This window comes from Shimia marina (assembly GCF_001458175.1).
Taxonomy (GTDB): domain Bacteria; phylum Pseudomonadota; class Alphaproteobacteria; order Rhodobacterales; family Rhodobacteraceae; genus Shimia; species Shimia marina.
Map to the genome: position 1 here is coordinate 160,294 of NZ_CYPW01000040.1, position 12,209 is coordinate 172,502.

General features: G+C 58.0%; 9 protein-coding genes. All 9 read right to left on the reverse strand.

Annotated features, from left to right (window positions below; genetic code table 11):
• Positions 1-48 precede the first annotated feature (48 nt).
• The gene (gene lpdA / locus SHM7688_RS18445) at positions 49-1,446 is read right to left on the reverse strand and encodes a dihydrolipoyl dehydrogenase (protein ID WP_058241413.1); all 1,398 of its coding nucleotides are present in this window, start codon (positions 1,444-1,446) and stop codon (positions 49-51) included.
• 78 nt (positions 1,447-1,524) lie between these two features.
• Complete coding sequence (locus tag SHM7688_RS18450) at positions 1,525-1,914, reverse strand: MAPEG family protein (RefSeq protein ID WP_058241414.1); 390 nt, start codon at positions 1,912-1,914, stop codon at positions 1,525-1,527.
• Between the two features lie 827 nt (positions 1,915-2,741).
• A complete protein-coding gene (odhB, locus tag SHM7688_RS18455; protein WP_058241415.1) occupies positions 2,742-4,235 on the reverse strand; it encodes a 2-oxoglutarate dehydrogenase complex dihydrolipoyllysine-residue succinyltransferase in 1,494 nt (497 codons plus the stop codon).
• 3 nt (positions 4,236-4,238) lie between these two features.
• Positions 4,239-7,199: a 2-oxoglutarate dehydrogenase E1 component gene (locus tag SHM7688_RS18460; RefSeq protein WP_058241416.1), complete on the reverse strand. Its 2,961-nt coding sequence runs from the start codon at positions 7,197-7,199 to the stop codon at positions 4,239-4,241.
• Positions 7,200-7,430: 231 nt separating this feature from the next.
• Positions 7,431-8,318, reverse strand: coding sequence for a succinate--CoA ligase subunit alpha (gene sucD, locus SHM7688_RS18465; protein WP_058241417.1), 888 nt, complete (start codon positions 8,316-8,318; stop codon positions 7,431-7,433).
• Between the two features lie 13 nt (positions 8,319-8,331).
• A complete protein-coding gene (locus SHM7688_RS18470) occupies positions 8,332-8,865 on the reverse strand; it encodes a hypothetical protein (protein ID WP_058241418.1) in 534 nt (177 codons plus the stop codon).
• A gap of 5 nt (positions 8,866-8,870) precedes the next feature.
• On the reverse strand, positions 8,871-10,064 hold the full coding sequence (gene sucC / locus SHM7688_RS18475) for an ADP-forming succinate--CoA ligase subunit beta (protein ID WP_058241419.1): 1,194 nt from the start codon (positions 10,062-10,064) through the stop codon (positions 8,871-8,873).
• Between the two features lie 343 nt (positions 10,065-10,407).
• Positions 10,408-11,064: a hypothetical protein gene (locus SHM7688_RS18480; protein WP_058241420.1), complete on the reverse strand. Its 657-nt coding sequence runs from the start codon at positions 11,062-11,064 to the stop codon at positions 10,408-10,410.
• Between the two features lie 167 nt (positions 11,065-11,231).
• Positions 11,232-12,194 carry a malate dehydrogenase gene (mdh, locus tag SHM7688_RS18485; RefSeq protein ID WP_058241421.1) on the reverse strand — a complete coding sequence of 321 codons (963 nt, stop codon included), beginning with the start codon at positions 12,192-12,194 and terminating at the stop codon, positions 11,232-11,234.
• Between the last annotated feature and the right edge of the window lie 15 nt (positions 12,195-12,209).

Sequence of the window (12,209 nt, forward strand, 5' to 3'; positions counted from 1 at the left end):
AGACGAGGTTGGTACAGAGGTAGTCGGCCTGCCTCTGTACCAACTTATTTAGCTGTGGATTGCGCCGTCGCCACAGGCCAGCGCGGCTTCGCGCACGGCCTCAGAATAGGTTGGGTGGGCGTGACATGTGAGAGCGATGTCCTGTGCAGAGGCACCAAATTCCATCGCCACGCAGAGCTCGTGGATCATGTCGCCGGCTGCTGGGCCAATGATGGCGGCACCAAGCACGCGGTCGGTTTCTGCGTCTACGATGATCTTCACAAAGCCGTCACCCTGATGCACCGCTTTGGCGCGGGCGTTGCCCATGAACATGAACTTACCCACTTTGATCTTACGGCCTTCGGCTTTCAGAGCGGCTTCGGTGGCGCCTACGGTGGCAACTTCGGGGGTTGTATAGACCACGCCGGGGATCACGCCGTAGTTCACATGGCCATGTTTGCCTGCGATGACCTCGGCAACAGCCATGCCCTCATCTTCGGCTTTATGTGCCAGCATCGGGCCTTCGATCACATCGCCGATGGCGTAGATGCCCGCCACATTGGTGGCCCAATGTGCGTTGGTGGCGATCTGGCCGCGTTCTGTCATCTTCACACCCAGAGCGTCCAGACCCAGACCTTCGGCGAAAGGCTTACGGCCAGTGGCAACCAGCACCACATCCGCATCCAGCACCTCTTCGCTGTCTGGCGATTTCTTGAGCGCGTATTTGACCTTGGCTTTGGTTTTGGTGGTCTCAACGCCGGAGACAGCCGCCCCCATGACAAATTTCAGACCCTGCTTTTCCAAGATACGCTTGAAGGTGCGTTGAACATCCGCGTCCATGCCGGGGCAGACGGCGTCCATATATTCCACCACGGTCACATCGGAGCCCAGGCGCGCATAGACGGAGCCCAGTTCCAGACCAATCACGCCTGCGCCGATCACGGCCATCTTCTTAGGAATCTTAGGCAGATCAAGCGCGCCGGTGCTGTCGATCACGATGCCTTTTTCGTTGTCGACATCCACGCCGGGCAACGACGAGGGCACAGAGCCGGAGGCGATGACGATGTTCTTCGTCTCATGTACCTCATCGCCGATTTTGACTTTGCCCGCCGCAGGGATGGAGGCCCAGCCCTTGAGCCAGTCGATCTTGTTCTTCTTCATGAGGAACTCGATGCCGCCGGTGTTCTGCCCGACGACGTCGGACTTATAGGCTTTCATCTGATCCCAATCCACAGAGGGGCTTTTGCCTTTCAGGCCCATGTCGGCGAAGTTGTGCTCGGCCTCATGCAGCATGTGGGTGGCGTGCAACAGCGCCTTGGAGGGGATACAGCCCACGTTCAGGCAGGTGCCGCCCAGCGTTTCACGGCCTTCCACGATGGCGGTTTTCAGGCCCAGCTGGGCGCAGCGGATGGCGGACACGTAGCCGCCGGGGCCTGCGCCGATGATGATGACGTCATATTGTGCCATGTTGAGGGTCCTTTTGATTAGGGCAGACCGGGCGATGTTTGCTTGTGATGCCGGGTCCAGGTCTTGAGATTTGTGAGGTTAGATAAGGGCGGCGATGAGCATTGCCATGGTGGCAAAGAAACCCGCCATCCAGATGAGGGTGCGCCATGGCTGCCAGCCAAGTGCGTAGGCGGGCACGTAGAGCAGGCGCGCGGCAAGGTAGGCCGTTGCGCAGCCTGTGGTGACGGAAGAGGACTGACCTGAGAGCGTGACCACCAGCGCGGCGATGCCAAAGAGCACAAGACCTTCGGTGTGGTTGCTCAGTGCGCGGTGCATGCGGCCAGAGGCGCCGGGGCGCTTGCCGTCTTCATCCCGTGGCCCCATGGCCCAGTTGAGATCCATCTTACCATGGCTGACGGCAAGATAGGCGAAGAACTGTCCCCCCCAGAGCAGGGCGGCATAGGTCAGGATGGTCAGTTCATAGGTCATGGGAGCGTCCTTTTGACGGAGGTGAAGCTATGAGACGGTTGTTTTTCAGAGGGGCTCTGCCCCTGACACATCTGCGATGTGTCCACCCCGGGATATTTAGGGTCAAATGAAGGAGAGGGGCGCTCTGCCATTCGGAGACACTCCTCTTTGTGGCCAAACACTGCGATTTTTCAAACCGAGACAACGCGAGTTGACAGGGGAAAACAAAAAGAAAGCAGACAATGAGGAACCCCAAAAAATTTGGTTCATTGTGCCCACGGGCGACATGAAAGTCATGCAGTCCTTCGAGGTGATTCATGATGGTAAAACCAACAAATATGGATGCGAAAAACAGGGGAGTGCCAACTAAAATGAAACGGAGATTGCGCCTTTTTCCCGTCAAATAAAAGTTTGCGCCGCATCCGTCACATTCGTGAGCTTCTGTTTTATTCCATCCACGCCAAGGGTTGGTCTTGATCAACCAGCTTGCGGCTTGCAAGGTTCTGCATTCCGGACAGCGCATGCCGCAGATCTTGGAAAAGAGCATCGGGCCTTCGCCTTTTCGGAGCCTGCTTATGCGTGCTGGATGTTGTGTGGAGCGCATCTCAGCTCTCCGCACGTGCCAAGTCTGGCGCAGCGCATTTGGCACAGCAGGTGACCGGCCACTCAGTCTTGTCAAAGGCAACCCTGCACTTTGGCAGGAGGGGCCTAAAGCACCCACCCCGAGGTCCGGGCGACGCCCTATATTGGGGAAGGATGGTCAACTGATTGATCCTTTGCGTGGTGTGGTGCGCAGTGAATGCGCACGCTACGGGGGGAGGGTGCGCCCTTGGGGCGCACCGCAGTCGTTACAGATCCATCAGCAGGCGGCGTGGGTCTTCCAGCGCTTCTTTCACGCGTACGAGGAAGGTCACGGCACCTTTGCCGTCCACGATGCGGTGATCATAAGACAGCGCCAGATACATCATCGGACGGATCACAACCTGCCCGTTGATCGCCATGGGGCGGTCCTGAATTTTATGCATGCCCAGAATACCGGACTGCGGTGGGTTCAGGATCGGCGAAGACATCAGCGAGCCGTAGACACCACCGTTGGAGATGGTGAAGGTGCCGCCCTGCATTTCCGCCATGGAGAGCTTGCCGTCACGGGCGCGGCGGCCTTTTTCCGAGATTGCTTTCTCAATCTCAGCAAAGGACATCGCGTCGGCGTCACGGATCACCGGAACAACCAGACCCTGCGGGGTGCCGGCCGCCACACCCATGTGGACGTAGTTTTTGTAAACGATGTCGGTGCCGTCGATTTCGGCGTTCACTTCGGGTACTTCTTTGAGCGCATGCACACAGGCTTTGGTGAAGAAGGACATGAAGCCCAGACGCACGCCGTGCTTCTTCTCAAAGTCGCCTTTGTACTGGTTGCGCAGCGCCATCACCTCGGTCATGTCGACCTCGTTGTAGGTGGTCAGCATGGCGGCGGTGTTCTGGCTGTCTTTCAGACGGCGGGCGATGGTCTGGCGCATCTTGGTCATTTTCACGCGCTCTTCGCGTGCCGCATCATCTGCGGCAACCGGTGCGCGTGGGGCCGCTGCGACAGCAGGAGCTGGTGCGGCGGGGGCCAGTGCGGCTTTCATGACGTCTTCTTTCATAATACGCCCATCGCGGCCTGTGCCAGTCACAGACGCTGGGTTGATACCTTTTTCGGCCATCAGCTTGTTGGCGGAAGGGGCATTCTCCACATCAGCGGACGCCGCAGGTGAGACCGCGGCGGCAGGCGCAGCAGCCGGGGCGGCGCTTGCGGCACCGCTGGCACCGCCGATGATGGCGAGTTTCGCAGTGGCGTCGACGGTTGTGCCTTCGGGAGCGATGATTTCGCTCAGCACACCTGCGGCAGGGGCTGGGACTTCCACAGACACTTTGTCGGTTTCCAGTTCGCAGAGCATTTCATCCTGCGCCACGGTGTCGCCAACAGCCTTGAACCATGTGGAGACGGTTGCTTCGGTGACGGACTCGCCCAGAGTTGGCACCATCACGTCAACGGCCTCGCCGCCACCGCTGGCGGCTGGAGCGGCCGCCGGAGCGGCCTCAGCCGCAGGGGCAGGGGCTGCGCCATCACCCGCCACGAGGGTTGCGAGCAGCGCATCAACACCCACAGTGTCGCCTTCTGCGGCCACGATCTCACCGAGCACACCTGCCGCAGGGGCGGGCACTTCGACGGTCACTTTATCGGTTTCCAGCTCGCAGAGCATTTCATCCACGGCAACCGCATCACCCGGTTTCTTGAACCATGTGGCAACGGTGGCTTCGGTGACGCTTTCACCAAGGGTGGGGACTCGAACTTCGGTCATGGATCAGTTTCCTTCCATGGAGAGCGCGGCATTCACCAGCGCGGCTTGTTGTGCTTTGTGTTGGCTTGCCAGACCTGTGGCGGGCGACGCAGATGCGGCGCGACCGGCATAGGTCGGACGGGTGTGTTTGGCTTTGATGCGGGTCAGGGCCCACTCAATGTTGGGTTCGATGAAGGACCATGCGCCCTGGTTTTTGGGCTCTTCCTGACACCAGACCATCTCGGCATCTTTGAAGCGATCCAGTTCCTTGATCAGCGAATGCGCCGGGAACGGATAATATTGCTCGATGCGCAGCAGATAGATGTCGTCAATGCCGCGTGCATCGCGCTCTTCCAGCAGGTCATAGTAGACCTTGCCGGAACACATCACGACTCGCTTGATGTCTTTGTCGGCCTTCAGTTTGGTGTCGGAATGGCCTTTTTCGGCGTCATCCCAGAGCACGCGGTGGAAGGAAGAGCCATCGGTAAAGTCCTCAACATCGGAGATGCAGAGCTTGTGGCGCAGCAGGGACTTTGGCGTCATCAGGATCAGCGGCTTGCGGAAGGTGCGGTGCAGCTGACGGCGCAGGATGTGGAAGTAGTTCGCTGGCGTGGAGCAGTTGGCCACAATCCAGTTGTCGCCGCCACACATCTGCAGGAAGCGTTCCAGACGGGCAGAAGAGTGCTCTGGCCCCTGACCTTCAAAGCCATGTGGCAGCAGGACGGTCAGACCGGACATGCGCAGCCATTTGCTTTCACCGGAGCTGATGAACTGATCAAACATGATCTGTGCGCCGTTGGCAAAGTCGCCAAACTGCGCTTCCCAGAGAGTCAGCGCGTTGGGTTCTGCCAGTGAGTAGCCATATTCAAAACCCAGCACCGCATATTCAGATAGCGCGGAGTCGATGACTTCATACTGGCTTTGACCCGCACGGATGTTGTTGAGCGGGTAGTAGCGCTCTTCGGTGTCCTGATTGATGATGCCGGAGTGGCGCTGAGAGAAGGTGCCGCGGGTGGCGTCCTGACCGGCCAGACGCACAGGGTAGCCTTCGGTCATGAGAGAGCCGAACGCCAGTGCTTCTGCGGTGGCCCAGTCAAAGCCTTTTCCGGTTTCAAACATCTTGCCACGCGTGTCCAGAAGGCGACCGACGGTCTTATGCACCGGGAAGCCCTCAGGGACGGAGGACAGTGCTTTGCCGACATCCTGCATGGTTTCAGATTTGATCGAGGTCTGGCCGCGCTCATAGTCTTCGCCACGTTTGTCCAGATGTGACCAGCGCCCATCGAGCCAGTCGGCTTTGTTGGGTTTGTAGTCTTTGCCGATCTCAAACTCAGTGTTCAGATGCGCTTGGAAGGTGGCCTTCATATCCTCGATTTCGCCTTCGGGGATCAGGCCGTCTTTCACCAGGCGCTCCGTGTAGAGCGTTAGCGTGGTTTTGTGCTTTTTGATGCGCTTGTACATCACCGGGTTGGTGAACATGGGCTCGTCGCCCTCGTTGTGACCAAAGCGGCGGTAGCAGAACATGTCGATGACGACATCTTTCTGGAACTTCTGACGGAATTCCGTCGCCACTTTCGCCGCATGCACGACCGCTTCTGGGTCGTCGCCGTTCACGTGGAAGATCGGCGCTTCCACAACCAGTGCGTTGTCGGTTGGATACGGGGAGGAGCGGGAGAAGTGCGGCGCGGTGGTGAAACCGATCTGGTTGTTCACCACGATGTGCATGGTGCCGCCGGTTTTGTGACCCTTCAGGCCAGACAGGGCAAAACACTCTGCCACAACACCCTGACCCGCAAATGCGGCGTCGCCGTGCAGAAGGATCGGCATGACAGCCGTGCGGTTGTCATCGTTCAGCTGGTCCTGCTTGGCGCGCACCTTGCCCAGCACAACCGGGTTCACCGCTTCAAGGTGAGACGGGTTTGCCGTCAGCGACAGGTGGACGGAATTGCCATCAAACTCACGGTCTGAGGAGGCACCGAGGTGATATTTCACGTCGCCGGAGCCATCCACATCTTCTGGTTTAAAGCTGCCGCCCTGAAATTCGTTGAAGATCGCGCGATAGGGTTTGGCCATCACATTTGCCAAGACCGACAGGCGCCCCCGGTGGGGCATGCCGATGACGATCTCTTTGACGCCAAGGTTACCTCCGCGTTTGATCACCTGTTCCATGGCCGGGATCAGGCTTTCGCCCCCGTCCAGACCAAAGCGTTTGGTGCCCATGTATTTCACATGCAGGAATTTCTCAAAGCCCTCGGCCTCAACCAGCTTGTTGAGGATCGCCTTACGGCCTTCGCGGGTGAAGGTGATCTCTTTGTCATAGCCTTCAATGCGCTCTTTCAGCCAGCTCGCCTCTTCGGGGTTGGAGATGTGCATGTACTGCATCGCAAAGGTGCCACAATAGGTGCGCTTCACGATGTCCATAATCTGGCGCATGGTGGCGATATCGAGCCCCAGCACCTTGTCGATGAAGATCGGGCGATCCATGTCGGCATCAGTGAAGCCGTAGGACTTGGGGTCCAGTTCTGGATGGGGGGTCTGATCGCGCATGCCCAGCGGGTCGATGTCGGCAATCAGGTGGCCGCGAATACGATAGGCGCGGATGATCATCAGGGCACGGATGCTGTCCAGCACCGCGCGTTTGATCGCTTCATCAGAGACCTCAACGCCTTTTTCGGCGGCTTTCTCTTTGATCTTTTTACCGGCGGCCTTGGCCTCGGCGGGTTCGGCCCATTCGCCGGTCAGGCTCTGGGTCCAGTCGTCATTTGGCTGCGGAGGCCAGTCCGCGCGCGCCCAAGACGGGCCGGCGGCTTCGGCTTTGACATCCAGTTCCGCATCACCAAGTTGGCGGAAGAACTCCTGCCAGACTTCGTCAACCGCGTTAGGGTCGGTGGCATAGCGGGCATACATCTGCTCGAGGTATTCCGCATTGTGCCCCTGCATAAAGGAGGAGGCGTGGAAGATGTCGTTTGGCGACTGTTCGGTCATGATGGCACCTCATGGAGACTGGGACCGGTTTTGATTTTGACCCCAGAGAGAGCGGGGTGGGGGTAGATGAACGCGGGAACGTTTCAAAACACTTAGCGTGTAATGTATTTAACGCTCAGAGGGGGGGCGTTCACCTTTTGGTTATGGGCGCACTGCTTAACAGGCGAAGCGCCCGCACCGATTGGGTGCGAACGCTGACGCTTGGAAAGATATGGTGCGCAAAGGGCCAAGTTAGCCCAGCTCGATCGCTTTGAGCACAGCTTCGCCGAGGCCGGCTGGGCTGTCTGCGACGACGATGCCAGCTTCCTGCATTGCGGCGATCTTGTCTTCTGCACCACCTTTGCCACCGGCAACAATCGCACCGGCGTGGCCCATGCGGCGGCCGGGAGGCGCTGTACGGCCTGCGATGAAGCCCGCGGTTGGCTTCCAGCGGCCTTTTTTGCGCTCGTTGGCAAGGAACTCTGCGGCTTCTTCTTCCGCGGACCCACCGATCTCACCGATCATGATGATGGACTGAGTTTCATCGTCAGACAGGAACATGTCCAGCACGTCGATGTGCTCGGTGCCTTTGATGGGGTCGCCGCCGATGCCCACAGCGGTGGACTGGCCCAGACCGATGTCTGCGGTTTGCTTGACCGCTTCATAAGTCAGGGTGCCGGAGCGGGACACAACGCCCACAGAGCCACGCTTGTGGATGTGGCCCGGCATGATGCCGATTTTGCAGGCATCAGGCGTGATCACACCTGGGCAGTTAGGGCCGATCAGACGGGAGGAAGAGTTTTCCAGCGCGCGCTGTACCTTCATCATGTCAAGAACAGGAATGCCCTCGGTGATGCAGATGATCAGTTCCATTTCCGCGTCAATGGCTTCGAGGATCGAGTCTGCCGCGAAGGGGGGCGGAACATAGATCACGGAAGCATTGGCTTCGGTTTTTGCCTTTGCGTCATGTACGGAGTCAAAGACCGGCAGGCCGAGGTGCTCTTGGCCCCCTTTGCCCGGGGTCACGCCGCCGACCATTTTGGTGCCATAAGCGATGGCTTGTTCAGAGTGGAAGGTGCCCTGAGAGCCGGTGAAGCCCTGACAGATGACCTTTGTGTTTTCGTCGATGAGGATTGCCATGTGATTGGCTCCTTTAATTTTTTGAGATAGCGGTCACTTCGAGAATGAGAAAATCGACGCCGGGCGCCTTTTCGCTCAGTCTGGGAGTTGACCAACCTGAATAATCAACGGGTATCCCTGTACCTCGGAAATCGTTGCCAAAGGCGTTTATCGGCTTGCCGATAGATGCCGTTTCTTCGGCGAGCATTTCGTCGAGGCTGTCTTGGGTGCCCCAACGAACTGCACAGGTTGAGCGGGTTTCGCTGACTTGCTCAACATCGAGATAGAGGTGTTTGCCGCTTACATATCCTGAGACGCGTCGCGCATTGCTCTCTGGTGATTTACCGGATTTTGCGCGTAGCTCTGCGACTTTGGCTTTCGCTGCCTCAAACTCGGGGAAGGAGGCAACGCAGTACTTTTCAAAGAAAGAAAAACCCTCAGCCATAGTCACAGACTGGATAGATGACGCCGAAGCGACCTTCGCAGCTTTTGAGTCTTCCATTGGCTCAACAGACGTTTGGCATGCCGCCACGGGGAGAGCGCACAAAAGAAGTGAAAGTCGTCTCATGGCGATTATCCCTTAACCGCTTTCACGATCTTCTCGGCACCGTCAGACAGGTTGTCAGCAGCGATCACATCAAGACCGGAGGTGTTGATGATCTCTTTGCCAGCTTCCACGTTGGTGCCCTCAAGGCGCACAACCAGAGGAACCTTCAGGCCAACCTCTTTCACAGCCGCCACAACGCCTTCTGCGATCACATCACAGCGCATGATGCCGCCGAAGATGTTCACGAGAATGCCTTTGACGTTTGGATCAGAGGTGATGATCTTGAACGCTTCGGTCACTTTCTCTTTGGTTGCGCCGCCGCCCACGTCGAGGAAGTTCGCTGGCTCTGCACCGTAGAGTTTGATGATGTCCATGGTGGCCATCGCGAGGCCCGCACCGTTCACCATGCAGCCGATTTCACCGTCCAGAGCGATGTAGTTCAGATCGTATTTGGACGCTTCAAGCTCTTTGGGGTCTTCTTCGGTTTCGTCGCGCAGCTCGGCCACGTCTGGGTGGCGGTAGATGGCGTTGCCGTCAAAGCCAACTTTGGCGTCGAGCACTTTGAGCTTGCCGCCCGGCATGACGATCAGCGGGTTGATCTCCAGCTGCTCCATGTCTTTTTCCATGAAGGCTTTGTAGAGAATGCCCATCAGCTTCACGCATTCTTTGACCTGTGCGCCCTCAAGGCCGAGAGCAAAGGCAACGCGGCGGCCGTGGTAGGCTTGGTAGCCGGTGGCCGGGTCAACGGAGAAGGACAGGATTTTCTCTGGAGTGGCTTCGGCCACTTCCTCGATGTCCATGCCACCCTCGGTGGAGCAAACGAAAGACACGCGGGAGGTCTGACGATCCACGAGCAGAGCCAGATAGAGTTCGCGCTCGATGTCGGACCCATCTTCGATGTAGATGCGGTTCACTTGCTTGCCAGCAGGGCCGGACTGGTGAGTCACAAGGGTGCGGCCCAGCATTTTCTTCGCTTCTTCAGCGGCTTCTTCGACGGATTTGGCAAGACGGACACCGCCTTTTTCGCCTGCATCCGCTTCCACAAAGGAGCCTTTGCCGCGGCCACCGGCGTGGATTTGTGCTTTTACAACCCAGAGCGGGCCATCAAGCTCACCAGCGGCGGTTTTGGCATCTTCTGCTTTCAGAACAACGCGGCCTTCGGACACCGGAGCGCCGTAGGAGCGAAGCAGGGCTTTCGCCTGATATTCATGGATGTTCATAGAACTGGTCCCATATTGCTGCGATTGGAGGAGTTCTGGCACAGCTCTGAGCGTGGGATAAGTAAATTCGACCAAGAAGGTGGATTTTTTCTAATTTGTGATCACAGGGCGAAAAAGCGTGATCACAAATTGATAAATTCTTAATGCACACAGAGGAGCGTTAGCGGAAACGTCTTATTCCTATGGGATTCTATGTCAGCGGGCGGCGTGCATTTTGAAATGCGCCCTAGCCGTCATTGCTGTTGGGGCAGAGGATTGGCTGGATGAGGCTGGATGAGATAAGGGCGGCGTCGCATGCGCCGCCCATCATTGCCTCTGGATGCGTCAATCCGCAGACATGGCCTCAGTCCGCCTGAAGCACGAAGGCGTGTTCGATCAAGCCAAAGGCACCGGGCAGCTGGATATGGCGCAGGGAATAGGCTTTGCCATTGATTGTGGTTACGCTTGTGCCGTTTGCATGGCTGATGCCCAGCGTGCCAAAGAGCGCGTTTTGCGCGGTCGCCTTGGTCACGCTGTCCTGAGTGATGGCCGTGACGGCGCACTCATAGGCGTATTGGCTCGCGATGTTTACCTGAACGGAGCTGCCGCCAGACGGGCTGAACTCGGTATTTGTGGCAAAGATCTGATCCGGGCCGGGGCGCTCGACATCCATGTTCTGTTGGGCTGCCGCTTTGGCGATGGTCTCGACATTCGGGGTATGGCGCAAGCAGGTGGCCTGAAACAAGGCGACGGCCCCGCTCAGATCGGTGTTGGAGCTTGCGCCGGGGGCGACAACGTCAATCACCTCGGTGGGGGAAATGCCAAGCGCCTCAAGATTTTCGCCAATGTTCTGCGCATTTGCCGCAAGCAGGCCGGGCGTTGCATAGCCGGTGTTTGGACCTGGCGTATAGGGCAGTTGGGTCTGAGGCCCGCTGCGGATGTTGGGTGCAGTGCTTGAGCCACAGGATGCGAGGGTGGCAATGAGAGCGGTGCAGAGAGAGGCGCGTAAAAAGGTGGCCATGCAGAAAATCCTGTGCCGGAATAGTATGATATATCTGTGATCTTCTTAGGTTGGTGCGCGCTATGCAATCGAAAGAAGAGATGAGGGCGGATCTTTTTCCTTAAAGATAGAAAAAGGCCCGCGAGTTTCGCGGACCTTTGGAATGTTCTATCGGCTGTCGGTAGGCCTTATGCCAGCGAGCTGTCGATGCCTTTGCAAGCGTCCACGAGGCCTTTCACGGCGTTCACAGATGTGTCGAACATCTCTTGCTCTTCTTTGTTGAGCTTGATGTTGACAACTTTCTCAACGCCGCCTGCGCCAATCACGGTTGGCACGCCAACATACATGTCTTTCACGCCCAGATCGCCGTCACAGTAAGCGGCACATGGCAGAACGCGCTTCTGATCTTTCAGGTAAGCTTCTGCCATTTCGATGGCGGAGGCCGCTGGCGCGTAGAAGGCAGAGCCGGTTTTCAGCAGGCCAACGATTTCTGCGCCGCCGTCACGGGTACGCTGAACCATGGCGTCCAGCTTCTCTTGTGTGGTCCAGCCCATTTCAATCAGGTCTGGCAGAGGGATACCGGCAACGGTGGAGTAACGCACGGAAGGCACCATGGTGTCGCCGTGGCCGCCCAGAACAAAGGCTGTCACGTCACGCATGGAGACGTTGAACTCTTCGGCGAGGAAGTGACGGAAGCGTGCGCTGTCCAGAACACCCGCCATGCCGCAAACCTTGTGGGTTGGCAGGCCGGAGAATTTCTGCAGCGCCCAAACCATCGCGTCCAGCGGGTTGGTGATGCAGATCACGAATGCGTCTGGTGCGTTGTCGCGGATGCCTTCGCCAACGGATTTCATGACTTTCAGGTTGATGCCCAAAAGGTCATCGCGGCTCATGCCTGGCTTACGTGCCACACCTGCGGTCACGATGCAGACGTCTGCGCCAGCGATCGCGGAGTAGTCAGAGGTGCCGGACATCGCGGCGTCGATTTTCTCAACAGGGCCGGATTCTGCGATGTCGAGTGCTTTGCCCTGCGGCAGGCCGTCTGCGATGTCGAAAAGAACAACGTCACCAAGTTCTTTGATTGCAGCGAGGTGGGCGAGCGTGCCGCCGATGTTACCTGCGCCGATGAGGGCGATCTTAGGTCTTGCCATTGGATCAATCTCCGG